Source organism: Novosphingobium sp. IK01 (assembly GCF_033242265.1).
In the GTDB taxonomy this organism is placed as follows: Bacteria; Pseudomonadota; Alphaproteobacteria; order Sphingomonadales; family Sphingomonadaceae; genus Novosphingobium; species Novosphingobium pituita.
This window is the reverse complement of the sequence record NZ_BTFW01000001.1, coordinates 773,583-797,579: the sequence shown is the minus strand read 5'-3', so window position 1 is coordinate 797,579 and position 23,997 is coordinate 773,583. Positions and strand designations below refer to the sequence as shown.

At 65.6% G+C, this 23,997-nt stretch carries 30 protein-coding genes and 1 tRNA gene; 4 read left to right on the top strand and 27 right to left on the bottom strand.

Features of this window, described 5'->3' with window-relative positions:
- Positions 1–110: 110 nt before the first annotated feature.
- The 9 genes from SBI20_RS03935 to SBI20_RS03895 all read right to left on the bottom strand — a co-directional run bounded on the left by SBI20_RS03935 (position 111) and on the right by SBI20_RS03895 (position 8,487).
- On the bottom strand, positions 111–299 hold the full coding sequence (locus tag SBI20_RS03935) for a hypothetical protein (RefSeq protein ID WP_317973818.1): 189 nt from the start codon (positions 297–299) through the stop codon (positions 111–113).
- Positions 300–316: 17 nt separating this feature from the next.
- Entirely contained in the window at positions 317–1,084 is a 768-nt protein-coding gene (locus SBI20_RS03930) for an MBL fold metallo-hydrolase (RefSeq protein WP_317973817.1), read from the bottom strand.
- A complete protein-coding gene (locus tag SBI20_RS03925; RefSeq protein WP_317973816.1) occupies positions 1,081–1,866 on the bottom strand; it encodes a TatD family hydrolase in 786 nt (261 codons plus the stop codon). The genes SBI20_RS03930 and SBI20_RS03925 overlap by 4 nt, the downstream gene beginning before the upstream one ends.
- Positions 1,866–3,455, bottom strand: coding sequence for a methionine--tRNA ligase (gene metG / locus SBI20_RS03920; protein WP_317973815.1), 1,590 nt, complete (start codon positions 3,453–3,455; stop codon positions 1,866–1,868). Before metG ends, SBI20_RS03925 begins: the two co-directional genes overlap by 1 nt.
- Positions 3,456–3,564: 109 nt before the next feature.
- Positions 3,565–4,512 carry a DNA polymerase III subunit delta' gene (locus SBI20_RS03915; RefSeq protein WP_317973814.1) on the bottom strand — a complete coding sequence of 316 codons (948 nt, stop codon included), beginning with the start codon at positions 4,510–4,512 and terminating at the stop codon, positions 3,565–3,567.
- Complete coding sequence (gene tmk, locus SBI20_RS03910) at positions 4,512–5,171, bottom strand: dTMP kinase (RefSeq protein WP_317973813.1); 660 nt, start codon at positions 5,169–5,171, stop codon at positions 4,512–4,514. The genes SBI20_RS03915 and tmk overlap by 1 nt, the downstream gene beginning before the upstream one ends.
- An 8-nt stretch (positions 5,172–5,179) precedes the next feature.
- Entirely contained in the window at positions 5,180–6,382 is a 1,203-nt protein-coding gene (locus SBI20_RS03905) for a D-alanyl-D-alanine carboxypeptidase family protein (protein WP_317973812.1), read from the bottom strand.
- A gap of 34 nt (positions 6,383–6,416) precedes the next feature.
- A complete protein-coding gene (locus SBI20_RS03900) occupies positions 6,417–7,454 on the bottom strand; it encodes an SPOR domain-containing protein (RefSeq protein ID WP_317973811.1) in 1,038 nt (345 codons plus the stop codon).
- The gene (locus tag SBI20_RS03895; RefSeq protein ID WP_411911492.1) at positions 7,438–8,487 is read right to left on the bottom strand and encodes a lytic murein transglycosylase; all 1,050 of its coding nucleotides are present in this window, start codon (positions 8,485–8,487) and stop codon (positions 7,438–7,440) included. Before SBI20_RS03895 ends, SBI20_RS03900 begins: the two co-directional genes overlap by 17 nt.
- 219 nt (positions 8,488–8,706) lie before the next feature.
- On the opposite strand from SBI20_RS03895, the gene SBI20_RS03890 reads away from it, so the two are divergent.
- Together SBI20_RS03890 and SBI20_RS03885 are read left to right on the top strand one after the other, a co-directional pair.
- Positions 8,707–8,796 (top strand) — tRNA-Ser (locus SBI20_RS03890).
- 157 nt (positions 8,797–8,953) lie between these two features.
- The gene (locus SBI20_RS03885) at positions 8,954–10,285 is read left to right on the top strand and encodes a tyrosine-type recombinase/integrase (protein ID WP_317973810.1); all 1,332 of its coding nucleotides are present in this window, start codon (positions 8,954–8,956) and stop codon (positions 10,283–10,285) included.
- A 4-nt stretch (positions 10,286–10,289) separates the two neighbouring features.
- On the opposite strand, the gene SBI20_RS03880 is transcribed toward SBI20_RS03885, so the two are convergent.
- The 10 genes from SBI20_RS03880 to SBI20_RS03835 form a co-directional block, all read right to left on the bottom strand.
- Positions 10,290–10,478, bottom strand: coding sequence for a helix-turn-helix transcriptional regulator (locus SBI20_RS03880; protein WP_317973809.1), 189 nt, complete (start codon positions 10,476–10,478; stop codon positions 10,290–10,292).
- Positions 10,475–10,660, bottom strand: a complete 186-nt coding sequence (locus SBI20_RS03875; protein ID WP_317973808.1) for a hypothetical protein — start codon at positions 10,658–10,660, stop codon at positions 10,475–10,477. Before SBI20_RS03875 ends, SBI20_RS03880 begins: the two co-directional genes overlap by 4 nt.
- Positions 10,657–10,854: a hypothetical protein gene (locus SBI20_RS03870; RefSeq protein WP_317973807.1), complete on the bottom strand. Its 198-nt coding sequence runs from the start codon at positions 10,852–10,854 to the stop codon at positions 10,657–10,659. The genes SBI20_RS03875 and SBI20_RS03870 overlap by 4 nt, the downstream gene beginning before the upstream one ends.
- 2 nt (positions 10,855–10,856) lie before the next feature.
- Positions 10,857–11,099: a DUF2312 domain-containing protein gene (locus tag SBI20_RS03865; RefSeq protein WP_317973806.1), complete on the bottom strand. Its 243-nt coding sequence runs from the start codon at positions 11,097–11,099 to the stop codon at positions 10,857–10,859.
- 18 nt (positions 11,100–11,117) lie between these two features.
- Positions 11,118–11,606, bottom strand: a complete 489-nt coding sequence (locus tag SBI20_RS03860; protein WP_317973805.1) for a hypothetical protein — start codon at positions 11,604–11,606, stop codon at positions 11,118–11,120.
- Between the two features lie 16 nt (positions 11,607–11,622).
- The gene (locus SBI20_RS03855) at positions 11,623–14,349 is read right to left on the bottom strand and encodes a toprim domain-containing protein (protein ID WP_317973804.1); all 2,727 of its coding nucleotides are present in this window, start codon (positions 14,347–14,349) and stop codon (positions 11,623–11,625) included.
- Between the two features lie 42 nt (positions 14,350–14,391).
- Entirely contained in the window at positions 14,392–14,565 is a 174-nt protein-coding gene (locus tag SBI20_RS03850; protein ID WP_317973803.1) for a hypothetical protein, read from the bottom strand.
- 123 nt (positions 14,566–14,688) lie between these two features.
- Complete coding sequence (locus SBI20_RS03845) at positions 14,689–14,994, bottom strand: ogr/Delta-like zinc finger family protein (RefSeq protein WP_317973370.1); 306 nt, start codon at positions 14,992–14,994, stop codon at positions 14,689–14,691.
- Positions 14,994–15,485, bottom strand: a complete 492-nt coding sequence (locus SBI20_RS03840) for a hypothetical protein (protein ID WP_317973802.1) — start codon at positions 15,483–15,485, stop codon at positions 14,994–14,996. Before SBI20_RS03840 ends, SBI20_RS03845 begins: the two co-directional genes overlap by 1 nt.
- On the bottom strand, positions 15,482–15,814 hold the full coding sequence (locus SBI20_RS03835) for a transcriptional regulator (protein WP_317973801.1): 333 nt from the start codon (positions 15,812–15,814) through the stop codon (positions 15,482–15,484). Before SBI20_RS03835 ends, SBI20_RS03840 begins: the two co-directional genes overlap by 4 nt.
- Before the next feature lie 84 nt (positions 15,815–15,898).
- On the opposite strand from SBI20_RS03835, the gene SBI20_RS03830 reads away from it, so the two are divergent.
- Both SBI20_RS03830 and SBI20_RS03825 read left to right on the top strand, forming a co-directional pair.
- Entirely contained in the window at positions 15,899–16,561 is a 663-nt protein-coding gene (locus SBI20_RS03830; RefSeq protein WP_317973800.1) for an XRE family transcriptional regulator, read from the top strand.
- A gap of 55 nt (positions 16,562–16,616) precedes the next feature.
- A complete protein-coding gene (locus SBI20_RS03825; RefSeq protein WP_317973799.1) occupies positions 16,617–17,399 on the top strand; it encodes an Abi-alpha family protein in 783 nt (260 codons plus the stop codon).
- An 82-nt stretch (positions 17,400–17,481) separates the two neighbouring features.
- On the opposite strand, the gene SBI20_RS03820 is transcribed toward SBI20_RS03825, so the two are convergent.
- The 8 genes from SBI20_RS03820 to SBI20_RS03785 are packed head-to-tail and all read right to left on the bottom strand — an operon-like array spanning position 17,482 to position 23,994.
- The gene (locus SBI20_RS03820; RefSeq protein WP_317973798.1) at positions 17,482–18,495 is read right to left on the bottom strand and encodes a contractile injection system protein, VgrG/Pvc8 family; all 1,014 of its coding nucleotides are present in this window, start codon (positions 18,493–18,495) and stop codon (positions 17,482–17,484) included.
- The gene (locus SBI20_RS03815; RefSeq protein WP_317973658.1) at positions 18,492–18,890 is read right to left on the bottom strand and encodes a phage tail protein; all 399 of its coding nucleotides are present in this window, start codon (positions 18,888–18,890) and stop codon (positions 18,492–18,494) included. The genes SBI20_RS03820 and SBI20_RS03815 overlap by 4 nt, the downstream gene beginning before the upstream one ends.
- A gap of 12 nt (positions 18,891–18,902) precedes the next feature.
- A complete protein-coding gene (locus SBI20_RS03810; RefSeq protein ID WP_317973797.1) occupies positions 18,903–21,380 on the bottom strand; it encodes a phage tail tape measure protein in 2,478 nt (825 codons plus the stop codon).
- Entirely contained in the window at positions 21,380–21,523 is a 144-nt protein-coding gene (locus SBI20_RS03805; RefSeq protein WP_317973796.1) for a GpE family phage tail protein, read from the bottom strand. The genes SBI20_RS03810 and SBI20_RS03805 overlap by 1 nt, the downstream gene beginning before the upstream one ends.
- 8 nt (positions 21,524–21,531) lie before the next feature.
- Positions 21,532–21,834: a phage tail assembly protein gene (locus tag SBI20_RS03800; protein ID WP_317973795.1), complete on the bottom strand. Its 303-nt coding sequence runs from the start codon at positions 21,832–21,834 to the stop codon at positions 21,532–21,534.
- Positions 21,835–21,865: 31 nt separating this feature from the next.
- The gene (locus SBI20_RS03795) at positions 21,866–22,378 is read right to left on the bottom strand and encodes a phage major tail tube protein (protein WP_317973794.1); all 513 of its coding nucleotides are present in this window, start codon (positions 22,376–22,378) and stop codon (positions 21,866–21,868) included.
- A 49-nt stretch (positions 22,379–22,427) separates the two neighbouring features.
- Positions 22,428–23,600, bottom strand: coding sequence for a phage tail sheath subtilisin-like domain-containing protein (locus SBI20_RS03790; RefSeq protein WP_317973793.1), 1,173 nt, complete (start codon positions 23,598–23,600; stop codon positions 22,428–22,430).
- Between the two features lie 52 nt (positions 23,601–23,652).
- Positions 23,653–23,994, bottom strand: a complete 342-nt coding sequence (locus SBI20_RS03785) for a GPW/gp25 family protein (RefSeq protein ID WP_317973792.1) — start codon at positions 23,992–23,994, stop codon at positions 23,653–23,655.
- Positions 23,995–23,997: the final 3 nt, after the last annotated feature.

Below are 23,997 nucleotides of genomic sequence, written 5' to 3'. Positions count from 1 at the left end.
AAACAAAGCCTCTTTACAGAGGCCCTATTTAACATATTTTCTGTTATCTGTTTTAGGGATAAACCCGAACCGGGATTGGGCATTCTGTGGCTTTGCAGCCTGTGAATGGATCACGATCCGCGCTGGCCAATCAGCGTGAACAGCGCGGCTGTCACCAGAATGATCAAGACCCAGATCAAGGCCCAGGGTCCGATCTTTCCCGGCGCAACCGAACGCAATCCGCCGTTGTACCAGGCGCTGTTGTACCAGACCAGGATCCCGGCCATCACGAGCCCGATGACACTGACCCAGCGATCCATCCGTCCGGTGCTCCTTCCTACAGAATGATCTCCAGGCCATCGTAGCCCGGCTCGACATGATCGGGAGTTTCTGCGCACAGCGTGCGATAGTCCATCGACTTGTCGAGGTGGGTCAGCACGGCCCGCCCTGCCCGTGTCGTCTCGATCAGTTCGAGCGCCATGCCCAGATGGGCATGCGTGGGATGCGGTTGGCGGCGCAGGCAATCGACCACCAGCACGTCGACCCGGTAGAACAGGTTGACCATCTCGTCGTTGATCGCGCTGAAATCGGTTGCATAGCCGACCGACTTGCCGTTCTGGTCGAACCGGAATGCCGTCGATTGCGCCGGTCCATGGGCCATCTGGCAATGGCTGATGCCGATCCCGGCGACCATGCGCATGCGGTCGAGATTGTCGAGCTGGCAGATCGTGTGATAGCCGTGCTGCCCGGCAAAGACATAGCCGAAGCGCTGGCGCAACCGGCGGACGGTCTCCTCGGCGGCATAGCCGGGGATCGGCGCGCCCCGCCCCATGCGCAGCGGGCGCAAGTCGTCGATGCCGTGGGTGTGATCGGCATGGTCGTGGGTCCACACCACGCCGTCGAGCCGGTCGATCCCGGTTGCCAGCAATTGCTGGCGCAGATCGGTGGGCGTGTCGACGAGGATGCGCGAGCCATCGTTGCCCTCGACCACGATGGCCACGCGCGTGCGCCGGTTGCGCGGCTCGTTCGGGTCGCATTCGCCCCAGTCATTGCCGATGCGCGGTACGCCGGTCGACGTTCCCGACCCCAGAATGGTCAGCTTCACGCCGTGGGCCTTTCCGCTTTCGTGAAGAGGCCGAAGAAGTTCCCGGTGGTCGTTCTGGCGAGGTCCTCAAGGCTTTCCCCGCGCAATTGGGCCACGAAGGCAGCCGTATCGGCCACGAAGGCCGGTTCGCATGGCTTGCCGCGATGGGGGACCGGCGCGAGGAACGGCGCGTCGGTCTCGACGAGCAGCCGGTCTTGCGGGATCGTCTTCACGAAGGCCTGCAAGTCCTTGGCGTTCTTGAAGGTCACGATCCCTGAAATCGAGATCGTCAGCCCCAGATCGAGGACCGCCCGGCCAAAATCGGCACTGGCGGTGAAGCAGTGGATCAGCGCCGGGAAGGCCCCCTTCCCCATTTCCTCGGTCAGGATGGCCAGCGTGTCGGCCTCGGCCTCGCGCGTGTGGATGATCAGCGGCAGCCCGGTTTCGCGCGCCACGCCGATATGCATGCGGAACAGGTCGCGCTGAATCTGCTGGTCCGAATGGTCGTAGTAATAGTCGAGCCCGGTCTCGCCGATGCCGATCACGCGCGGGTCGTGCGTGGCTTCCAGCAGGGCGGCGGCGCCCAGATCGGCGTGGGCATCAGCCTCGTTCGGATGGATGCCCACGCTCGCCCAGACGTCGCTTTCGCGGTGGGCGACGGCGACGACCGCCTCCCATTCGCGTTCACGGGTGGAGATATTGAGGAACCCGCCGATGCCGCGCACACGCGCGGCAGCGAGGGCTTCGGCCTGACGGTCGATGAGGCCTTCGTAGATCAGGTGACAGTGGGAATCGATCAGCATCAGGAGGCAGCGCCCTCTTCGGCAGGGAGTTCAAGGCGCGGGAACGCGCCGACCGGCTGCGCCAGCGCCTCGCCCGTGGCCACGCGCTCCATGTACCAGCCCGCATGGGCAAAGGCGGTGAAGCCGCGCTGGTCGCCCGGAATGCCGATCTGGTCGAGCACCTTGCCCGCCGCCGTCGGCACCACCGGGGCAATCGCGATGGTCAGGTCGCGGATGGCCATGAACAGCGTGAGCAGGACCGCGCGCATGCGCTCCGGATCGGTCTTGCGCAGGGTCCAGGGGGCCTGCTCGTCGATATAGGCGTTGCAGGCGAAGACCGCGCGCATCCACGCCTCGATCCCGGCCGAGAAATTGAGCGCGGCAAATTCGCGGGGGAGTTCCTCGGCTGCGGCCGCGCGCACGGTGGCGAGCAGCGCGTCGTCGGCCCCGGTGCTCGAAAATGCCTCCAGAGTGCCGCCCATGTTCTTGAAGATCATCGAAAGGACGCGCTGGACCAGATTGCCGAAGCTGTTGGCCAGTTCGGCGTTGCAGCGTGTCACGATAGCTTCGGCGGACCACGAACCGTCCTGCCCGAAGGCGACTTCGCGCAGGAAGAAATAGCGCAAGGTATCGACGCCGAAACGTTCCGCCAGTTCGATGGGATCGGTCACGTTGCCCAGCGACTTCGATTCCTTCTGGCCCCGGTTGAGCAGGAAGCCATGGCCAAAGACCTGCTGCGGCAAAGGCAGGTTCGCGCTCATCAGGAACGCGGGCCAGTAGATCGTGTGGAAGCGCACGATGTCCTTGCCGATGAGGTGCAGGTTCGCCGGCCAATACTTTGCAAAGGCGTCGGTTTCATCGGGCCAGCCAAGGCCGGTCAGGTAGTTGGTGAGCGCGTCGACCCACACATACATGACATGGGCCGGGCCCCCTGTTTCCGCGTCGGCGGCCACGGGCACCTTGACGCCCCATTCGAAGCTCGTGCGCGAGATCGACAGGTCGCGCAGGCCCTGCGAGACAAAGGCGATCATCTCGTTGCGGCGCGTTTCGGGGCGGATGAAGTCGGGGTTGCTCTCGTAAAGCGCGAGCAGCTTGTCCTGATACTTCGACAGGCGGAAGAACCAGCTTTCCTCGACCGTCCATTCGACCGGGGTGCCCTGGGGCGAGAGCTTGGCGCCCCCTTCCCCTTCGACGAGTTCGCCTTCGTCGTAATAGGCTTCGTCGCGGACCGAGTACCAGCCCTCGTAGCGGTCGAGATAGAGGTCGCCATTGGCCTCCATGCGCTTCCACAGTTCCTGGCTGGCGCGGTGGTGGCGCGGCTCGGTCGTGCGCAGGAAGACATCGTAGTTGATGTCAAGGGCGGCGCACATGTCGATGAAAGACTGCGACATCTCGTCGCTCAGCTGCGCCGGGGTGATCCCCATGTCGCGGGCCTTCTGAGCCATCTTCAGGCCGTGTTCGTCGGTCCCGGTCTGGAGCCGCACGTCGCGGCCCATGCTCTTGTGAAAGCGCGCGATGACATCGGCGGCAATCGCTTCATAGGCATGTCCGATGTGCGGCTTGCCATTGGGATAGGAAATGGCGGTGGTGATATAATAAGGTTCGCCCATGGCGACAGTCGCTTCCTTGCGCGTGATGTTGTGCCCGCTCTAGAGCATCGGGCGAAAAAGTGGGAACCGCTTTTTTCCCGTCAAACGACAGGATTGCCGAAAATCTCGATTATCCGGGGCCCGCGGCGCGGGCCAGCAACCCGCCGACTTCCATGATCAGCAGGCCGGGCTCGAAATTGTGCGTGGGCACTTCGCCGCCCAGTTCGACGAGGCGCTCGTGCGCGGCGATGATGCCCAGACGGTTGCCGGGCCCGGAATGGGGCAGCGCTTCGACCAGAACGGTGCGCGCGGTTTCGACGGTGGCGAGCAGGCGTTCGCGGTCGGGCCGGGCGCCGAGCGCGCTGGCAAGCTCGGCGCGCAGGCTGAGATCGGGATCGCCCTGTGCGAGAATGCGCCGCAGGAGCGCGAGGGGGCGGGCCAGATCGTGCTGGGCGAAAGTCAGCGCTGCGCCGGGCGCGCCATGGGCCACGGCAATCGCCGCCGCGCGGGTCTCGGCATCGAGTTCGGGCGCGGCCTCACCCAGCGCGCGCTCCATTTCCGCCGGTTCGAGCGGGCGGAACCGCAGGACCTGACAGCGCGAGCGCACCGTGGGCAGCAGGCGGCCCGGTTGATGGACGACAGCCAGAAAAAACGTGCCCTGCGGCGGCTCCTCCAGCCCCTTGAGCAGGGCGTTGACCGCGCCCTTTTCCAGATGATCGGCCGCATCGATGATCACCGCCCGCCGCGCGCCCAGCGTGGGCCGGGTGTGCAGGCGATGGAGCATCGCGCGGATCTGGTCGACATTGATGTTGCGCTTGCGCGCATAAGGCCGCCCATCGTCCTTCTTCTTTGCCTCGTCGTCGTTGGCGGGCAAGGGTTCGAGGATCAGGATGTCGGGATGGTGATGCGGCTCGGGCTGGGGCACGCCCGGTTCGGCGACGAGGGCGGCGGCGGCCTCGATGGCGAAGCTCGCCTTGCCCAGCCCTTCCCGCCCGGCCAGCAGCCAGGCGTGGTGCATCCGGTGCCCGGCCATGGCCGCGCGCCAGGCGGCCCAGGGGTGTTCGTGACCGATCAGCATCAGGCGGCCCGATGATCCAGCCAGCGATCCAGCGCGGCCATGATCCGCGCGGACACCGCCTGTGGGCTGCCCTCGGCAGGAATGCGGGCGAAGCGTTCGGGTTCGGCTGCGGCGAAGGCGGCAAAGGCCTCGCCCACGCGGGCGTGATAGGCCGGGTCACGCCCGCCGATACGGTCGGTCACGCCCTGATCGCGCAAGGCGCAGCGCGTGGCGGCTTCCTGTGGATCGACTTCGAGCAGGATCGTGCAATCGGGCAGCAATCCCTCGCTGCCGATCCGGTGAAGGGTGAGCACGTCGGCGTCGGACAGGCCATTGCCACCGCCCTGATAGGCGCGGCTGCTGTCGATGTAGCGGTCGCAGATAACCCAGGCCCCGCGTGCCAGCGCCGGGCGGATCAGGCGTTCGACATGATCGGCCCGCGCGGCGGCAAACAGCAGCGCTTCAGCCCGCGCGCCCCAGCCTTCGCCCTGCGTCGAAAGCAGCAGGGTGCGGATCGCCTCGGCGCCGGGGGTGCCGCCCGGCTCGCGCGTGAGCACGGCCTCGATCCCGCGCGCGGCGAGCGCCTCGACCAGAAGGCGCGCCTGGGTGGACTTGCCCGCCCCCTCGCCGCCCTCGAACACGATGAAACGGCCCGTGTTGCTTGCAGTTTGATCCATCATGGCCGCGCTCATCGTCCGACCATCGCGGCAAAACCATCGCGCAGGCGGTCGATCACGCCCCCCTGCCCAATGTTCTCGGCGGCGACGAGCGGCAGCCGCGCCTCGGGCTGTCCGGGGGCGCGCACGACCAGCGTGGCGATGTCCTGCCCCTTGGCGATGGGAGCATGAAGCGGCCCCTTGTAGCGGATCGCAAGGCTCGGGCGCACGGTTGTCCCATGGGGCGAAAGCATGGCGAAGGCGCGTGGCGCGACGAGGCCGACGCTGGAGGCCGTTCCCCCTTGCACTTGCGCCTCCCCGATATGGGCTCCGGCGGCGATCAGCGGCTTTTCGTCGAAGGCGGCAAAGCCCCATTCGAGCAGGGCGGCCCCTTCGCGCGCGCGGTCCTGCGGCTTGTCATAGCCGCCCACGACGACCATCAGCCGCCGCCCGCCCCGCTGGGCCGAGCCGACCAGGCCATAGCCGGCCTCGTTGGTGAACCCGGTCTTGACCCCGTCGGCCCCGGCCACGACGCCATAGAGCGGATTGTGGTTCTGCTGGGCAATGCCGTTCCAGGTCATCGCCTCGCGGCCATAGAACCGCGCGTAAAGATCAGGATGGCGGGTGATGAGCGCGGTGGACAGCGTCGCCAGATCGGCGGCGGAAACATAGGTCCGGCCTTCGTCCATCCAGCCATTGGGGGTGTTATAGTGGGTGTCGCGCATGCCCAGCGCGCGGGCCTTTGCGTTCATCATCGCGGTAAAGCCGGGCACGCTCCCGGCGATCCCTTCGGCCAGCACGATGCAGGCATCGTTGGCCGAAACCGTAACGATCCCTTCGAGAAGGTCCGCTGCGCGGGTCCGGCTGTTGTTGTCGAGGAACATCGTGCTGCCCACGCGGTGCCACTGGCGGAACGTCTCGGGCCGCATGACGAAAGGCGTGTCGAGGTTGAGCTTGCCTTGCGCGGCCAGCTCGAAAGCGACGTAGCTGGTCATGATCTTGGTGAGCGAGGCGGGCACGAAGCGGCGGTGCGACTGCCGCTCGAACAGCACGCGCCCCGAATTGACATCGACCAGCAGCGCGATCGGCGCGATCACTTCGGGCGGACGGGCCGGATCAATCGAAACAGCAGCGCTTGCGGCCAGCACCGGGCTGGCCGCCACGACAGGCGCAAGCGTCAGGGCAAGGGCCGGCACAGCCCCGGAACGGGCGAAAACGGAAATCAGATGGCGCAAGAAAAACCCCGGTGAAGATTAAGAGCCCATTCCATCAGGGTGCGCGCTGCACCCAGGCATCGGCATAGCCTGCTCGCTTGGCCTTCGCCAGCGCCCCCTTGGCCTCCGCCTCGGAGCCCAGGGGCCCCGCCTGAACGCGAAAGACCTTGCCGACTTGCGCGACATGGCCCCCCACTTGCCCGGCGGCGCGCTCGGCATTGGCGCGCGTGGAAAAGGCGCCCACCTGCACGACATAGCTGCGCTTGGTCGCCGATTTTTGCTCCGCTCTGGCGTTCGTCCGGGTTTCTGCCTTCGGGGCCGGAGCAGGCTTGGGCGTGGCAACAGCCGCCGTCGCGGGCGCCTTGGGCGGCGTGGACGGCTTGGGAGGATGCGGCGCGGGCATCGGCGTGGTGTTGCGAACGACCACGGGCCGGGCAGGCGCCTGCGCAACCGGCGCTGGCGCAGAAGCCGCATGCTGGGCCGCCAGCGCGGCGGCGAGCGTCGTGGGCGAAGGTTCGACAGGCGGCAGGACACCAAGCTTGCGCTTGAGCGCCGCCAGCAGGCCGGGCGGCGTATCCATGCGCGCGGAAGCCTGCTGGCCGGTGCGCAGCAGGGCCCGCTCGGTTTCGGGCGGGTTGACCCGGCGCACGCGCACCGGGCCATGCGGGCCGGTCATCCCCAGTTGCGCCATGGCGCCGGGCGAAAGGGCAATCAGCCCGTCCCCGCTCATCGGGCCGCGCCGTTCAAGGCGAAGAAGGATCGTATGCCCGCTTTCGAGCGAGGTCACCTCGACATAACAGGGCAAGGGCAATGTGCGATGCGCGCCCGTGATCGCCGCCTCGTGCCCGGCCGCGACCAAGGCATCGGGCACGGCATAGCCCACCGCATCGTAGTTCATCGTATCCACGGGCGTATATTTTACCCCGTCAATCTCGAAAGGGCTGCCCAGAACCATCGGGTAATCCGCCGCTGGCCCCGTCGGATGCGCAGCAGGCGCGGGCGTTTTGGCCAGCACCACGGGGCCGGAAAGCGCCATGGTACCGGCCAGAAGGCCGGTCATGACGAACGCGAGGCGGTTAGCGGCTGATTTCATCGGAAAGCAATCCCACGGACAGGGCGTAAAAGTTCGAGCAATTGTAATCGAGGATGACTCGATAATTTCCGGTTAGCAGATAGGCCGTCCGTCCGGGGCCGTCGGGTTCGAAGAACGTGGCCATGGTATCATCACCGGTCGGCCAGGTACCTGCCTTGGGCAGCAGGCCCAGCGCCCGCCATTCGCCCACCGTGCGCCAGCGGCTGTGCCGGGCAAAGACTTGCGGGCAGCGCGGGCTGGCCAGCGCCGTTCCCAACTGCGTGCGGTCCAGCGCGGCAGGCGCCGTCACCGCAAAGCCCCAGGGCTGGCCCGTGCGCCAGCCAGCATCGCGGAAATAGTTGGCGATCGAGGCCAGCGTGTCCATTCGGCTCGACCAGATGTCGGCCAGTCCGTCGCCATCGGCATCCTGCGCCACGCGCAGATAGACGCTGGGCAGGAACTGCGGATTGCCAAAGGCCCCGGCCCAGCTTCCCACCAGCTTCTGCCGTGGAACGCCGCGGTCGATCATCTTGAGCACGGCCACGAATTCGTCGGCGAAGAGTTCGCGGCGGCGGCCATCGTAGGCCAGTGTCGCAAGCGAACGGGCAAGGTCGAAGTTGCCGGTAAAGCTGCCGAAATTGCTTTCGTGGCCCCAGATCGCCAGAACCACCGAGGCCGGCACGCCATACCGGCGACTGATTTGCGCCAGCATGTCAGCCGATTCTGCATAGACCCGCCGCCCTCGCGCGATGCGCCCGGCATCGACATGGCGCCGCCGATAGGGTTCAAACGCGGGAATGCTGCCTGAAGGCCCGCTGCCCGGCTGGTTGCGGTCAAACGCGATCACGCGCGGGTTGTAGGTCAAGCCGGCCATGGTCTGGGCAATGGTCTGCTCGCGCACCCCCGCCCCACGCGCCCGCGCCGCCAGAAGCTGAAGATAGCCCTGAAACCCCGCGTCCACACTCTCCTGGGGCGCTTCCTGCGCCATCGCCGCCTCGGGAACCCCGGTCAGAGCACACACAAAGCCCAGCCCCGAGGCCAGAAGCGCCCTCATGCCAATGTGCCGAGAAGCAGTCGAAATCGAAGAAAACGCAAAAGCCATCACGCAAGCTGTCTTGCACGCCTAGCCCACCAAAGAAATCCCCTACCGCTCCTCAAGGCCCACCCCGATCCCCAAAATACGCCGCTCCGCGCACAAATTGCGTGGAAGGCCTGTGCAAAGCCCCTTCCCGCCCCGCCCGAACCTCGCTATCGGCCAGAACACCGCTGGCGCGGAAGAGTGGCCGAGCGGTTTAAGGCACCGGTCTTGAAAACCGGCGAGGGTGCAAGCTCTCCGTGGGTTCGAATCCCACCTCTTCCGCCAACAAGCCGTACCAGTTAATCTGCAAATGTCTTATTTACAGATTCTTACGGCCAGTTTTTCCGGTTTTGCGTCCACAGTTGTCACCGTTTGTTCTCATGCATCGCCTCTGCCATATGGCTTAGCCTATGGTATGTGATTCTGAGGATATGGTATGGGCATGCTGAGCGACACCAAGGTTCGCGGGGCCAAGGGCACAGGCAAGGCCTACAAGCTTTCGGACGGCGAGCAGCTTTACCTGCATGTTTCGGCTGTCGGCGGCCGGGTCTGGCGCATGAACTACCAGTTCGGCCGCAATGCTCAAGGCAAGCTGGCGCAGAAGACGCTGACGATCGGCCCCTACCCCGCCATTTCGCTGAAGGACGCGCGGGACGCCCGCGATCTGGCCAAGTCGATGCTGGCCAAGGGGATCGAGCCCAGGCCTGGGGATCTGTTCGAACGAGGCGCGGGTCATGATACGCGGCCCACGTTCAAGGGTGTCGCCATGGCATGGCACAAGCTCCAGATGCAGCGGTGGTCGAAGGTGCATGCCAAGGATGTCCTCGACTGCCTTGAAAAGCTTGTGTTTCCGGTAATCGGCGATCTCGCCATCGAGGATATCCAGTCGCCCGAGGTGCTCAGGCTGCTCCAGAAGATCGTGGAAGGCGGCGCGATCGAGACCGCGCACCGGACGCGCCAGCGGATCAGTGCCATATTCGTCTATGGTATCGCCACGAATCAGACCGTGCGCGATCCGGCGGCCAGTCTGGCCATCGCCCTGCCCCGCAAACCCAAGGCCAAGCCACAGCCGGCCATCACCGACCTGCCCGCGCTTCGCCAGATGCTCGTCGACTGCGAGGCGGAACGGTGCCGCGCGCACACCAAGCTGGCGCTGCGCCTGCTGGCCCTGACAGCGGTCAGGCCGAACGAGATCCACGGCGCCCGGTGGGATGAGTTCGAGGATCTCGATGGCGAGGAACCCTTGTGGCGGATCCCCGCGCACCGGATGAAGGGCGACGTGGACCGCAAGGCGGAAGAAGATGGCGACCACCTTGTGCCGCTGGCGCCCCAGGCGGTGGCCGTGCTGAAGGCCATGATGCCGCTGACCGGCGACCTTGAGCTGATTTTCCCGTCAGACCGCCATGTGCATCGGCCCATGAGCGAGAACACGCTGCGCGCCCTGCTGATCCGGGCCGGATACTACCAGCGCCACGTTCCCCACGGGTTTCGCTCGGCCTTCTCGACGATCATGAACGAGAGGGTGGAGCGCGCATGGCGCGAGGCCGGGCATGCGACCGCCTCCCCCGATCGCGCGATCATCGACCTGATGCTGGCCCATGTGCCCGCGAACCGGGTGGAAGGCGCCTATAACCGCGCGGCCTACATGCCCCGCCGGAGAGAACTGGCGCAGGAATGGGCCGACATCCTGCTGGCAGACATGTGGCCGCCAGCGATCCATATCGGCCAGCCCATGCGCTATGGTGTGGCCGGGGCAGGACGCCCCGGCCTCTGATCCGTTACGTGACGCTGCCGCGCGCCCAGGCGTCGACCTCGCTTTCCCGCCACCGGGCGCACTTGTGGCCCAGCTTGCGCTGATCGGGGAACGCCCCTTTGCGCATCAGGGCATAGATATAGGAGCGCGAGAGCGACGTGCGGGCCATCACCTCGCGGATGGTCAGGAGCCTTTCAGGCGGCGGGGCGCTCATGTGCCCTTCCCCCGCCCCTTGAGGTGGCTGCATTCGGCGGTGTCCCATGGGGGCATGTGCTTCTGGCACTGCGCGAGGGCGCTGTAGCGCTCGATGCAGCCGGACAGGAGCAGGCACAGCACGGCCATGCGGGCCGCGCGCCAGTGCCCCTGCCATGGCCGATCTACCGGACGGTGGATCATCCCCGCCCTCCTTTCAGGCCGGCCAGCGCCTGGGCGACGAGGAACGGGATCGCGATCAGCAAGGCGAGCAGGACCAGGGCGCGCGAGGCGCTCCTGATCGTGAAGCAGGCGCGGTGCCTGTGGGGCGCGACGGGCGCGCAGGCCCGGCATGGGCAGCCGATCGGGTGGACGGCGTTCGAGGGGCGAGCGGCCATGGTCAGTCGAGCCCCAGCGCGTTCTTGTAGATGTCGGTGATGCTTTCCATTTCGCGGCGGTCGTCGGGGCGCATCTTGCGCAGGCGGACGATGAGCCGCATGACCTTGGTGTCGTAGCCGGTGGCCTTGGCCTCGTTGTAGACGTCGCGGATGTCGTCGCTGATCCCTTTCTTTTCTTCTTCAAGCCTTTCGATGCGCTCGATCAGGTGGCGCAGTTGCTCTTCGGTGGCGTTTGCTTCGGACATGGGATGCTCCTTGGAAGGTCAGGCGGCGATCTGGTGGCCGCGATCGGGTGTCTGGCGGGGGTGAGGATTGGGCAGGCGCGGCGTGAACACGCGGCGGCCTGTCTGGGCGCAGAGGGAGCAGATCCGCGGATCGGCCTGCGCCCATGTGCAGTCGAAGCCCTCGACATCGAGCTGCGGGGTCCATTCGTCCCACCCGCAGGCCCGGCACAGGCGCGGGTGCCGGTCGGCCGGGGTGTCGCAAAGCTGGCGGTAGACCGTCAGGCTGAGCGGAAACGCGCGGGTCATGGACCACAGCCGCTTCATGCGGATCCCGACCGTCTCGATGCGGCGGAAGTTGCGCTCGACATCGGCCTGGTGCGCGCCATGGTGCCAGAATGGCCGGGCGGCCTGCGCAATCGAGAGCCCGGCGGCCTCGCGGCGCATGCGGATATAATCCCAGGGCATGACCGCCGCCCCAACGGGATCGGGATCACCGATCATGGACAGAAGGGAGGGAACGCTGCGCATGGTCGTCCTTTCGCTTTCAGGAATGGGGGGCCGTCGCGCGCGAGCGATCGTGGAAGACCCAGCAGCGGACCGGGGGCACGCCCTCGTTCCGCGAATTGACGGCGGTCTGCTCGACAAAGCGGCGGTTTTTGGAGGTCTTGAGGGCGCGGATCAGCTCGGCATGGGTGGGCAGCTCCAGGCGCTTTTCGGCGCAGCGGGCCTCCATTTCGTTGAGGCGGACCGCGATGATACCCTCGGCATGGCGGCGATGGTGGTTGATGTGGCCGCTCGGCGCTGCCGGATCCTCGTTCTCTTCGAGGTAGTCGAACCGCTCCCAGAACAGGGTGACGATGGGGTCTTCGCTGTTCACGGCCAGTTGCCGCTCGATCGCCATGTCGACGATAAACTTGGCCGTGGCGGCCTGCTGCTCGTCGGTGATCGGGAGCAGCGCGCGCAGCGCATCGAGGAAGGCGAGCAACTGCCCGTGGGTCTTGGCGAGGCGGTTGGTGCGGATGCCCGGCATGGCGAGCAGTTCCTCCTCGTACTGGGCAAAGGCCTGCCGGAAGCGGGCCATGACCTCGTTCTCGCGCTTGGCGGCATGGACGATGAAGCCCGAGACGGTCTCGATCGGCCACTGCTCAAGCCGCTCGGCCGAGGCCTTGGTCTGGGCCGACCAGCCCGTCATGTCGAAGCCGAGCGACATGATGCGTTCGAGCACGGCCCGGCTCGCATTGACCGGCTCGTTCTGTTCGATGACGATCGCGCCCCGGAACGGCGGCTCGAAGGTTTCCATGCCCCCGTTGCGCACCCCGCGTGCGCGCACGGTGCGCCCGTTGTAGGCGGTCTTGAGTTCTTCCCACTCGAACTTGCGGGCGTGGCTGGCTTCCTCGCGGCGGTCGCCCTCGATCAGCACGACCGGCAGGTTGCCCACTTTGCCCAGGTTGCGCGCCATGGCGGCGGGCGTGGCCTTGGCCGGGTCGAAGCCCTCGTAGTTCTCGCGGCCCAGCAGCTTCCAGAGGAACTCGACCAGCGTGGTCTTGCCGGTGCCGGGCAGCCCGTGCATTTCGAGGAACGGGAAGCTCTTCATTTCGGTGCGGACCTGCTCGGCAAACAGCGATCCGAAGAAGAAGCTCAGGCACACCAGCCCCTTGGCGCCATAGGCGGTCCACAGATCAGCCAGCCAGCTGGTGTCGAGGCGGTCGGCGTCATACTCGATGTCGAGCAGCCGTTCCGAGGTGCCCAGCTTGATCGCCTGCTTGCCGATCTGGAAGAAATCGTCGTCGTTGGGCCGGAACACGCGGCCATTGGCGACCGCCAGTTGCCCGAAGACATAGGCCTTGGCCTCGCGGCAATAGCCGGTGAAGCCGAGCGGGCGCACATCGGGCAGATCGGGGGTCTGGTGCTGGAGGATGCGGGTCAACTGGGCGACGTTGCCGGTCCACACCCCGCCAAAGGCGAACAGCCGGTCTTCGAAGTTCGAGGACTTGCGCAGCTGGGCGGCAGTGAAATCGCCCTTGACCGGCGCGCGCTTGCTGCTCGGATAGCGGATATCGAGGAAGAATTTCGTCTCGTCGGTCGCCTCGTCGCGCTGGCGATAGAGGACGCGGAACGCGCAATTGGCGATTTCCTCGACGCCCAGCGCCTCGCGCGAGGCTTCCATGCGGATGATCGCCTCTTCCCGGCTGTCGATGTCCTTCAACTCGCGGGTGCGCCCGCGCCGGTATTCGTCGATCTTTTCCTGCACGACCGAAATGTCGATCGAGCACCAGTAGGTCCGGTTGCCGAAATTGAAGTGGAAGCTGTTCCAGCGGTGCTTTTCCCAGATCAGGTAGGCCTTTTCCTGCGCGCTCTGGGCCAGCAGCACCTGCCCGTGCCACAGGTAGTCGGCACGGTGGCTCTCGCCCAGGCGATCGAGCCGGAGCAGGTCGTTCCAGTCCAGCTCCTTGCCGGCTTCGTCCTCGCCCATGGGGAGCGCGGCGCTGGCGTCCCAGCGGTCGTTGCGGGCCTGCTTCACGAAATCGCGGTTGCCCTTGGTGCCGGCGGGGCCGACGTCGAAGGCAAAGATGATCTTGGGGCTGCGGTGCGGCTTGTCCGAGGCGGCGATATGCGTGCGCAACTGGCGCAGGAACTCGGACGGATAGTTGTTCGACGACATCGTCGAGGCCGCGCGCTGGCCCGCCTGTTCGAGGGCCCAGGCATTGAAGATGCCCTCGGCAAACCAGATGCTGGTCGCGTTGGCGAAGTCTTCCATGGTGAGGTCGGGCCGGAACCACGCCTGCCCCTTGTAGGACTTGCGCGGCGCGAAATGGGCCTTGCGGTCAAACCGGCCGGGCTGGTCGATCAGGCGTTCCCACCAGCTTCCGCCCGGCAGCGGGAAGCGGACGGTGGCCGAGCCGATGCCCCGCCCCTCGTCGCGGAAATATTCCTGCGAATAGGCATCGCGCATGCCCATGAGGTTGAGCCCGCGCGCGTCGGTCAGATAGGCATCGGCGGCTGCATGGGGGTTTTCGGGCGTCTTCTTGAAGCGCTTGGACCATGTGTCGAAGACCTCGGGATAGAGGTCGCGAATGGAGGCCTCCCAGCCACAGCGGTTGGCCCGGCCACACTTGAGCACCCACGGGCTTTCTGCGCGGGCATAGACCTCGCGCCCGTCGCATTCGGGGCACTTGCCGCCCTGGAGCCACTCGCCCTGGTCCTTCTTCCACTGGAAGTCGGTCTTCAGGAGGGGCATCAGTTCGCGGCGAATGTCGTCTCGCATCTGCATGGAAATTCTGGTCTTTCTGGAGGGATCGGGCGCGGCGCGCGCTTATGCCGGCAGCATGATCCACAAGGCGGCGAAGAGGGCGAACAGGGCTGGCAGGGCCGCCACGAGCACGAGAAACTCGGCCCGCTCGGCACGCGGCAGGGCCCGCCAGAAGCTCCACCATGCGGCGAAGGCAGAAGGCGGAGCGCGGAATGGGGTGGATGGGGTGGGCAGCATGGGGATGCTCCGAAAAAGGGGCGGAAAAAGGCAAAGCGGGGGCGTGCCCGGAAGCGAGCCGGGTCGGGGTTGGTCGGAATGGGGGGTGTCAGGCCGCGCTGGCGGCCTGATCAGGGTGCCGGATCAGGGGGTGATGGCGGCGGTGCCCGGTTCGCTGGGTGGGCCGTCGTCGTTGGCGGCGCGGTCGTTGGCGGCGCTGTGCCATTGGGTCAGGGGCAGCTTGTGCCGGGGCATGGGGAAGCGGGAGGGCCGGGTCGTGCGGATGGCCTCCATCGACACCACGAACTGGTGCCCGCAGGCATCCGGGTTGCGGCAGTGATAGTAGACCTCGCGGTAGACGAGGCTTTTCTTGCCGACCGAGCGGGCAAAGGCGCGCCCGCCGCAGGCCGGACAGCAAACGTGTGGAAGTTGGACAGGACGCCCGGACATTATCGCATTTCCCCAGTGGCTTCGCGTCCGGCCCCAGTGCCGGGCAGAAGGGCTTTGAGCCGACCGAGAAGGCGCGGGAACAGCGCGTCGGCTTCTTCGGTCTCGGCAATCGCGCGATAGATCTGCGCGGGCGTGGCGCCGGGATGCAGCGCCTGGATGCAGTGGCTGATGGCGTCGCCCGTCTCGCGGGTGGTCGCGGCGATGTCCTCGGCCAGCGCGGTGCGGCAAGCCACGGCATCGACCAGCGCGACATCGAGTTGCAGGCCATAGCTGGACAGGATCGGGCCATGATCGCCCCCGGCGGCGATGAACGCGCGGTCGAGCGCCAAAGCCTGATCGAGCGTGGGCGTGCCATGGCGGTCGCTCTCGCTCCAGTGGCGCACGGTGCGGACCGAGCGCCCGGTGACTTTGGCCGCAGGCTCCCACCCGATGGCGGCGGCAATCGTGGTGATGGCCCGCGAAAACGAGAGCGGCGTGCGCAGCTTGGTCATGCCGCCACCTTCGCGCGTTGCGCTTTGCCGGGCTGATCGCAAACGACAGAAGCCGGTTCCGTCGGCATAACCGGGGCAGAGTCTGCGCCGGGAGCATCTGCCCCGGTGCCCAGAGAAATGGGGTAAATATCGGGCCGAAGCAAATGACGATGAACGCCGGTTGCCGCTTCCATCGCCAGCACATGCTCGGCCGGGAGGCTCCGTTCGGATTGCAGCCATTTCCAGACGGCTGATTGTGATTTGTTGCAGATACGCGCGGTGGCGGATTGGCCTCCGGCGATTGCCACGGCGCGCGCAAGCGCTTGGGAAGGTGTCACACTTTGCGTCATGCACCTTGGGTACAACCAAAGGCGTAACAGTGTCAACGCATAGAATTACCTTTTGGGCCAAACCCAAAGTTGTAGGGTGCCCGCATGATCAAGGGTGAGCGCCTAGCCGAACGAATGAAAACGCTGGGATTCTCCCAATCTGCGCTGGCGCGCGAGGTCGGGGTGACCCAGCAGACCATAGGCAAATTGATTTCCGGGCAATCGTCTGGCTCAAGCCACCTCTTCAAGATTGCCCGCATTTTGCGGACAACCGAAGCTTATCTGACCGGGGAAACCGACGACCCCGCCGAGAACGCCTATATTCCCCCGACGCCTGCGGAAATCGCGGAGCAAATGGGCCTGATCAAGGTTGAGGAAATCGACCTCAACATCGGCATGGGTGCAGGCTATCTCGACGATAGTACGATGGAAGTCACCGATCGCTGGATTCCGCAAGAGTGGGTGCGGAACTTCACGAACACTTCCGCGCACCTGCTATCGGTGGCCCGTCCGGTTGGGGACAGCATGTACCCCACGATCAACGACCGCGACTTCGTTCTGATCGACCGCTCCCACCGCACCATTGATCGCCAGGAAGGCATCTGGGCGCTCAGCTACGGTGGCCTCGGAACCATCAAGCGCGTCCGAGCCATGCCTGACGGAACCTTCAAACTGATGGGGGACAACCCCCAAGTCCGCGAAGAAGTCGCTTATGACGAAGAAATCCACGTCATTGGACGGGTAGCTGGTGTTTTTCGGCGAACTTAAACACATCAAATCGCATGATCTGAAGTAATTTATTTTTCTTTCAAGGCATTGGATTATGAATGAAAATTCAGGCAGCAAAGATTTATTTGGAATAAAGCCAATCTCTGACTCCATACTTGTAATTACAAAATCAGTAATGGATGGTGCTGGGCAATTTTTAGGCCGAATTGCTCTGCCTGCAGCTGAAGAATTTGGGTTATTACTAAAAGATAAAGTCAGTGAGTGGCGCAAGAACAATTGTGCTTCGATGCTGAATAAAGCACAGAAAAAAGTGCAACAGCGTCCTGATGCTGACACCTTAAGACTGCATCCTCGCCTAGCCCACATCGCGATAGACCAAGGATCTTGGTCTGATGATGATGCACTTCATAATGCATGGGCAGGACTTCTGGCATCAGGTTGCAATAAAGATGCTAGCGAGGGCGTCACAGCAATTTACATGAACTACCTCTCTCAACTATCTCCACCACAAGTTAAAATTATAAATTATGTATGCGAAAATTTGATACCATTTTGCGGAGAATCTGGACTTGTTCTTGGACTACCCAACATAATGGGAGTCGATGAATGCATTGAAATTGCAGGATTGTCTAGCAAACATGATTTAGACATTCACATCGACCACATGAGAAATTCAGGGTTACTTGTGCAAGGCTCAAGCGTGCATATAAGAAAGCCCGTGGTGGCAATTGTACCATCTGGAATTTGCATTAATTTTTTTATTAGATGCCAAGGATTTACCGAAGAAGCTAAATTGTATTATAAAGATTCGATAATAAATTTTGACAATCCTATTGTGCTCAATGCATGGTCAAGATTTCAAGCGGAATGGTCTTGAATTCATCAATCTAAAAATAAAATCAATTGTTGATGAATTAATTATTTAATGCAATATTTTTGCAAATTTTATGTTAGCACTTTTAATTTGACGAAACCTCCATCTTCAACTCGGTGATGAAGCCGTCTGCGTTGTCGAGGCGGTGGGTTACTTCGGTGATCAGCCATGGGGTGGCGTCGATTTCGGGTTTGAAGCCGGTGAGGGTGACGCGGGCTTCGGGGATGGCGTCGGGGCGGCCCAGGGCGAGGCGCATGTCGAGGGTGGCGGGGGCGCGTTTGAGGCGGGTGTGTTCGGCGGTGGCGGCGCGGCGGGCGCTGGCTTCGTCGGGGTAGGTCTTGCGCAGGGTTTTCGCGCCTTCGGCCTTGCCCATGGTGACGGCGCGGTGGCGGGCGGCCTTGCGGTCGTGCCAGTGGGCGGTGACACCGGCCTGCCCGTCGCGCGTCTGGCGCTGCCATGAATGGCCATCGCCGCTGCGGCGGGTGAGTGCGAGGGTTGGCAGGGGCTGGCCCGTGCTGGTGGTGCCCGCGCCCTTGCGCGCGAAGATCAGGGTGCCGGTCTTGATGGTGGCGACGGCGTCGTTCTCGCGGCCGAGGCGGCGCAGGAAGGCGGTGTCGCTCTCGCGGCTCTGGTGGAGCGCGGGCAAGGCAATGGCCGCCAGATCGGGCGCGATGCGCAAGGACAGGGCGTTGCGCCCGGCGATGTCCTGCAAGACGGTGCCCAGCGTGGTGTTCGCCCAGCTCTGTTCGCGGCGGTTGCGGATCGCGCTGGTAAAATCGGCGGCCCGCGCGCGGATGCGGATCTGGTCGGGCGGGCCGCTGTGGTTCACCTCGTCGACCTTGAAGCTGCCCTTGTGGACGAGGCCGGGGGCCACGTCGCGCCCCTGTTTCCACCCCAGCATGACCAGCAGGCGCGCTCCCTCGGGCGGGATCGCCAGCAGGCCATCGGCATCGTCGAGCACGATGTCGAGCTGGTCGGCCTCGTCGCCGCGCTTTTCCGAGATGGTCAGCGAGACCAGGCGCGGGCGCATGCGCTCGGTCAGGTCGGTGTCCTCGAGGGTGACGCGCCAGTCGGGGATGTTGGTGAGGGCTTGGATCATGCCATGCTTCCGGCGGGATCATCGACCCGCAGAAGGTCGATGGCAAAGTCGATCCGCAGCGGGCGGCCATCGGCCATGAGCCCGGCGTGGCGCTCGTCGATCGCCTCGATCACGAAGCTGCCGAAGACAAGCCCGCTGCCATCGAGCAGGGGCAGCGCCTCGCCCTGATCGGCCATTTCGCGCAACTGGTCGAGCGAGACGCGGCCATCGGTGATCTCGGCATAGACCGAGCCCGAGAGGCTGATCTTCTCGTCCCCTGCCCCCAGAAACTGCACCGCATCGCGCGCGCCCACGCGGGCCGAGCGGGCAAAGCGCCAGTCGGTCTTGCGCTGCAATTCGTCGTGGGCGAGCGTGGGGATCTGGAAGAGGAACAGGCCAAGGGCCATCAGGTGCATCGCGGGGCCTCCTTATCCATCGCCAAACCCGCGCCCGCGCCGCTCGCGCTCGATGTCCTCGATGACCTTGCGTACTTCGCGGGCGATGTCGGGCGCCGGGGCGGTTCCGGCGTTGATGGTGATCGTGTAGCTGGCCGGGGCAACGGTGGCGGTGGGCGCGCCCGGCCCCGCCCCCTGTGCGGGCGCGGGTAGCGCGGCGGCGGGCACAGCCGCGCCGAGCGCCACCGCGCTGGCAATCTGGCCCGAGGCATCGCCGATGCGGCCCAGCATGGCCCCGCCATCGGCGCGGAAGCCCGCGGTCATCGCGTCGGACAGGCTGGCGATGCGCTGGAGCGGCCCGGCGGTGTTCTCGGCCAGCCCCTGATCGAGCCCGGCCATCACAAAGCCGCCCAGCCCGGCAAAGACCCGCGAGGGCGAATGAATGCCGAGCTTGGCCTTGAGCAGGGTGACCAGCGAACTGCCAACGCCCGTGATCGTCGCCGCCACCGCGCCGAGCATCGAGGTAATCCCGTTGATCAGCCCCTGAATGAGATTGCGCCCGATCTCGGTAAAATTGAGCGATTGCAGATAGGCCAGCGCGGGCGCGAAGGCCTGAACCAGCAGGCCCAGCGGCGTGAAGGTCAGGAAGGCATTGACCAGAAACGCCAGCGCCCCCGAGGCCATGTCCCTGATGCCCTGCCAGATCCCGCCGAACCACGCGCTGATCGGCCCCCAGTTGTCGTAGACCAGATAGGCGGCGGCAGCGAGGGCGGCGATGCCCGCCACGATCAGCAGCAGCGGCCCCAGCGCGATGCCCAGCGGCGCGGCGGCAGCCGTCAGCGCCCCAAAGGCCAGCGCCAGCCCGCCCAGCAGGACCAGCAGCCCGGCCCCCACCCCCAGAAACAGCATGATCGCCTTGGTCATCGCCGGGTGTTCCTGCGCCCAGTGGCGCATGACATTGGCCGCCTCGGTCACCTTCTGCGACACGGCGACGACCGTGGGCAGCAGCGCCTGCCCCATGGTGATGTTGAGGCCCGAGAGCGCATTGGCGGCAAGGCCAGTCGCCCCTTGCGTGGTGGAGACCGCCGACAGGTATTCCTGATTCATCGACCCGGCGTACTGGCTCTTGTCGCCCACCAGCGCGAAGTTGGCCTGCAACTGGTCGAGGCTGGTTAGCATCGGCGCGATGGCCGCGACGCTCTCCGAGCCGAACAGGTCGGTCAGCGCGCCCGCCTGTGCCTCCTTGGGCAGGGCCTGAAGGCGCTTCATCACATCGGTGATCGTGCCGCCCGCGTCGCGCTGCATGTCCTTCGCGACCTGCCCGGCATCGAGGCCGAGCGATTTGAAGGCATCGCGCTGCGATCTGGTCGCCGCCGCGCCCTTGGTGAGCGCGAGCATCATGTTTTTGATGCCCGTGGCCCCCACTTCGGATTCCACGCCCACGCTCGACAAGACCTGACTCATCGCCGCGATCTGCGAGGCGGCCAGCCCGCCGACCTTGCCCAGCGGGCCGATCCGCGTGACCATGTCGGTCACCGCGCCGACATCGCCGCCAAAGCTGTTGGTCAGCGCGTTGATCTGGTCGGCCAGCGCGACCACGCCGGACTGGGGCAGCTCGAAGGCGGTGCGCCACTTGGCCATGGTCGTCCCGGCCTCTTCGGCGGTGCTGTCGAAGGCGACGCCCATTTTGGCGGCATCCTCGGCAAAGCCCAGCAGTTCCTTGCGCGGCACGGCGGCGCGCCCGGCGGCGGCCACGATCTGGGCGATCCCCTCGGCCGACATCGGGATGCGCGTGCTCATCTCCAGAATATCGTCGGACATCTGGGCAAAGGCCTGGGGCGTGGGAAAATTGACGACCTTGCGCACGTCGGCCATCGCGCTCTCCAGCGTCATGGCCTGCTTGGTCGCCACCACCAACGGCGCGGCGGTGGCCGTGCCGGCGGCGATGGCCGAGAGGCCCATGCCGGTGGCCTTCGAACTGATCTCGCCCATCTTCTCCGACGCGCGGCGGGCGGCGTTGACCTTGTCGAGCTGGGCGGTCTGCTGGCGCAGGGTGGCGTTCGCCTCCTGCGTCTGGGTGGCGAGGCGTTCCTCGTGCCGGGCAAGGTCGAGCACGTCGATCCCGGCAGCGCTTAGCCCGGCCGACAGCTTTTGCAGGGCGGCCCCGCCCTGCTCCAGCCTCTGCGCGGTCTGGCCGGTCTGGCGCTCGACTTTCTCGAACTCGGCCCGCAGCTTCTTCGTCGGGGCTTCGGTCGCGTCGAGCTGCTGGCGCAGGGCGGCCAGCCTTGCCTGCAAGGCCTCGTACTGGCGCGCGTCGTCCGCATAGCGGGTTTCGGCAGCCTTGTAGCGGCCCACCTGCTGCTGCTGCGCATCGAGCGCCTTGAGCTGCTCGTGCGTGCGCGCCAGATCCTGACGCGCGGCGGCCGAGGCACCGGTGATCGACCGGAGCGGGCTGGTCAACCTGTCCAGCCCTTCGAGGATGACTTGCAGGCGAAGGTTACGGTCGGCCATCAGCGTCTCTTGTCGGTTTCCGGGGAGCGGGCCGGGGAACGAGAACGACGGGCGGCGTGGTCACGCCAGCCCATCAGGTCGGACAGGGCCATCGCCTCCATGGCGGCGGGCGGCCAGTGGAAGACGACCGCCACGTCGGCCATGGCATCGTCTACTGTGCGAGGGCATCCGTACGCCGCGCCTTCTGCAACAAAAAACTGCCGATCTCGGCCCCGCAGGCGAGGAGGTCCGCCGGGTCCATGTTGGCCACCTCGGCCGGGCTGAGCGGGGGCAGCGTGATGCGCGGCAACAGCACGCCGAGCGCATCGACCTTGAGCTGGCCCAGATCGACCAGGGCCAGTCCGCGCAACTCGCCCGCCCTGGGCTTGCGGATCTGAACGCTCTCGATGGTCTGTTCGCCGCGCTGGATCGGGGTGTCGAGCGTGACGGTGCGGAGCTGGGGGGTATCGGTCATCGGGGTATCCTGTCAGGCAAGAAGGGGAAGATCAGAACAGGCCGAGCGCGCTGCGCTGCTCGGCCATGAGGTCCACGCCATCGACGATCTGGACCATGTTGAGCGGGTCGATCTCGATTTCCGTGCGGCCGTTCCAGATCAGCTTGTAGTAGGCGAGCGCCGAGGTGACCGTGAAATCGGCCGCCGAGCCCAGTTCCTGATCGCCCATCTCGATCTCGGCATGGCGGCCGCGCACGACGATCTCGATCGTGTCGCTCTGCCCGGTATCCTGCTGCTGGTAGAAGCCGACGAAGCGCAGGTAGACACCGTTGACGCGCACCACGCCGAACTGGCGCAGCATCGCGCGCTCGGGGCCGCCGAAGACGGACTTCATCTCCAGCGCTTCCATGCCCATATCGAGCTTGACCGGGGCAGACATGCCCCCGCCCCGGTATTCTTCGAGCTTGCGGGTGAGCGTGGGCAGGGTGACCGTCTTGACCTCGCCCACATAGGACTGGCCTTCGTTGAACAGCATCAGGTTCTGGAGCGTGCGGGGCAATCCCATCGGGGGTTCCTATGCAATGGGGAGGGAAGGAAAAGCGCGGCGGCAGGCCTCAGCCCGCCTGCGAGAGCTGGCTGGCAAAATCGGCGAAGTAGCTGTCGGTGATGCGCTGGTTGAAGCCGAGGTCTTCGAGCGGCGGGGGCACCGCATAATCGTAGTCGATCCGCAACTTGCCCGCCTTGAGGCTGTCGACGGGGTTGTCGGTCTCGTCGAACCAGGCCTTCGCGCCCAGGATCACGCCCGCAGTCTTGAGATCGAGGAAGAAGCCGTTGACCGTCTCGACGATGTCGCGCGCGAGCGAGGGCGTGAGATCCTTGTCCATCGCCCAGACCATGCCGCGCGCCACGGTATCGGCCAGCAACTGGGCCACGCGCACGGTGCTCTCGAACACGAACAGCGGATCGTCGGCACAGGTGCGGTTGCCCCAGAAGCGGAAGCCGCTGTCCGAGCGGATCAGCGCGGTGACTTGCGCGGCGTTGAGCACGCCGGCATCGCTGGTCATGTCCTCGATGTCCCAGTGGATGTCCTGCGTAAGGCCGACCACGCCCGAGACGGCGACGTTCGACAGGGTCTTGTGCGGGCCGGTCTGCTCGTCGATCAGTGCGCGCAGGCCCATGGCGCGGGCGGCGGCATAGCTGGTCACGTTGGCGCTGGTGGCGGTGTCCCAGGCGAGGAAGTCGGGCATCAGCAGCATCAGCTCGCGCTCGCTGAAATTGGCGCGATAGGCGGTCGCTTCGGTGATCGTCGCGCCCAGCGCGCGGGCATAGACAAACCCGCGCAGCTTCTTGGCGATCACCGCGAGCGCGGCGGTGACGGCCTGTGTCTCAAGGCCGGGCGTGCCCAGGATCTTGGGCTTGACGCCCAGCTGCGCCTGCGCGGCGAGCAGGGCCTGCATGCCGGTCTTCGTGCCCTCGGCGGTGGTCGTGCCGATCACGTTGCTGGCGGTGGCCGCATCGTCGGCCCCTTCGGCCACGCGCACCACGACCAGGACCGGGCGGGTATGGTCGGCAATCGCGCGCAGCGAGCGGGCTAGCGTGCCGGCCAGCCCGGCCTTGCCGATGGCGGTCTCGATGTCGGTCACGAGGACCGGGCGGTCGAGCGGGAACGCATCGGCATCGGCGTCGGGCGCGGTGGCGACAAGGCCAAGGATCGCGGTGGAAACAGCGGTCAGCGTCCGGGCGCCGGTGCTGATCTCGGTCAGGGTGATACCATGTTTGAAGGGCATGAACGGGTTCCTTGAACGGGGTTGGAAGCGGGGCCGGGAGCGGGAATTGGCGTTACGAAGTAAGCGGGATGGACAGGCGCACGAGGGCATTGGCCGAGGCGGTATCGGTGCGCCGGGCATCGAGCACGACTTGCGCGGAACCGGGCTGCTCCCCGACAACCAGGCCGACACGGCGCAGGCGCAGGCGGTCCTCCCAGCGGGTGAGCGCGACAGCGGTGGCGGCATAGAGGCGCAGGATATTGGCGGGCGTCATGGGCTGGTCGATCAGCTCGGGCACCAGCGAGCCATAGTCACGGCGCCCGACGCGCGTGCCCATGGGCGTCGAGAGAATGTCGGCAACCGACTGGCGAATATGGTCGAGGCCATCGAGCGCGGCCCCGGTATCGTGTGCCATGCC

Coding starts and splice junctions, on each gene's coding strand:
- SBI20_RS03885 (WP_317973810.1), top strand. CDS start 8,954: ATGCTGAGCGACACCAAGGTTCGCGGGGCCAAGGGCACAGGCAAGGCC.
- SBI20_RS03830 (WP_317973800.1), top strand. CDS start 15,899: ATGATCAAGGGTGAGCGCCTAGCCGAACGAATGAAAACGCTGGGATTC.
- SBI20_RS03815 (WP_317973658.1), bottom strand. CDS start 18,890: ATGCACCTGATGGCCCTTGGCCTGTTCCTCTTCCAGATCCCCACGCTC.
- SBI20_RS03840 (WP_317973802.1), bottom strand. CDS start 15,485: ATGACCAAGCTGCGCACGCCGCTCTCGTTTTCGCGGGCCATCACCACG.
- SBI20_RS03790 (WP_317973793.1), bottom strand. CDS start 23,600: ATGCCCTTCAAACATGGTATCACCCTGACCGAGATCAGCACCGGCGCC.
- metG (WP_317973815.1), bottom strand. CDS start 3,455: ATGGGCGAACCTTATTATATCACCACCGCCATTTCCTATCCCAATGGC.
- SBI20_RS03875 (WP_317973808.1), bottom strand. CDS start 10,660: ATGATCCACCGTCCGGTAGATCGGCCATGGCAGGGGCACTGGCGCGCG.
- SBI20_RS03900 (WP_317973811.1), bottom strand. CDS start 7,454: ATGAAATCAGCCGCTAACCGCCTCGCGTTCGTCATGACCGGCCTTCTG.
- SBI20_RS03845 (WP_317973370.1), bottom strand. CDS start 14,994: ATGTCCGGGCGTCCTGTCCAACTTCCACACGTTTGCTGTCCGGCCTGC.
- SBI20_RS03785 (WP_317973792.1), bottom strand. CDS start 23,994: ATGGCACACGATACCGGGGCCGCGCTCGATGGCCTCGACCATATTCGC.
- SBI20_RS03805 (WP_317973796.1), bottom strand. CDS start 21,523: ATGGCCGACGTGGCGGTCGTCTTCCACTGGCCGCCCGCCGCCATGGAG.
- SBI20_RS03870 (WP_317973807.1), bottom strand. CDS start 10,854: ATGGCCGCTCGCCCCTCGAACGCCGTCCACCCGATCGGCTGCCCATGC.
- SBI20_RS03935 (WP_317973818.1), bottom strand. CDS start 299: ATGGATCGCTGGGTCAGTGTCATCGGGCTCGTGATGGCCGGGATCCTG.
- SBI20_RS03825 (WP_317973799.1), top strand. CDS start 16,617: ATGAATGAAAATTCAGGCAGCAAAGATTTATTTGGAATAAAGCCAATC.
- SBI20_RS03925 (WP_317973816.1), bottom strand. CDS start 1,866: ATGCTGATCGATTCCCACTGTCACCTGATCTACGAAGGCCTCATCGAC.
- SBI20_RS03895 (WP_411911492.1), bottom strand. CDS start 8,487: ATGAGGGCGCTTCTGGCCTCGGGGCTGGGCTTTGTGTGTGCTCTGACC.
- SBI20_RS03795 (WP_317973794.1), bottom strand. CDS start 22,378: ATGGGATTGCCCCGCACGCTCCAGAACCTGATGCTGTTCAACGAAGGC.
- tmk (WP_317973813.1), bottom strand. CDS start 5,171: ATGATGGATCAAACTGCAAGCAACACGGGCCGTTTCATCGTGTTCGAG.
- SBI20_RS03855 (WP_317973804.1), bottom strand. CDS start 14,349: ATGCAGATGCGAGACGACATTCGCCGCGAACTGATGCCCCTCCTGAAG.
- SBI20_RS03820 (WP_317973798.1), bottom strand. CDS start 18,495: ATGATCCAAGCCCTCACCAACATCCCCGACTGGCGCGTCACCCTCGAG.
- SBI20_RS03860 (WP_317973805.1), bottom strand. CDS start 11,606: ATGCGCAGCGTTCCCTCCCTTCTGTCCATGATCGGTGATCCCGATCCC.
- SBI20_RS03810 (WP_317973797.1), bottom strand. CDS start 21,380: ATGGCCGACCGTAACCTTCGCCTGCAAGTCATCCTCGAAGGGCTGGAC.
- SBI20_RS03835 (WP_317973801.1), bottom strand. CDS start 15,814: ATGACGCAAAGTGTGACACCTTCCCAAGCGCTTGCGCGCGCCGTGGCA.
- SBI20_RS03880 (WP_317973809.1), bottom strand. CDS start 10,478: ATGAGCGCCCCGCCGCCTGAAAGGCTCCTGACCATCCGCGAGGTGATG.
- SBI20_RS03800 (WP_317973795.1), bottom strand. CDS start 21,834: ATGACCGATACCCCCCAGCTCCGCACCGTCACGCTCGACACCCCGATC.
- SBI20_RS03915 (WP_317973814.1), bottom strand. CDS start 4,512: ATGCTGATCGGTCACGAACACCCCTGGGCCGCCTGGCGCGCGGCCATG.
- SBI20_RS03850 (WP_317973803.1), bottom strand. CDS start 14,565: ATGCTGCCCACCCCATCCACCCCATTCCGCGCTCCGCCTTCTGCCTTC.
- SBI20_RS03865 (WP_317973806.1), bottom strand. CDS start 11,099: ATGTCCGAAGCAAACGCCACCGAAGAGCAACTGCGCCACCTGATCGAG.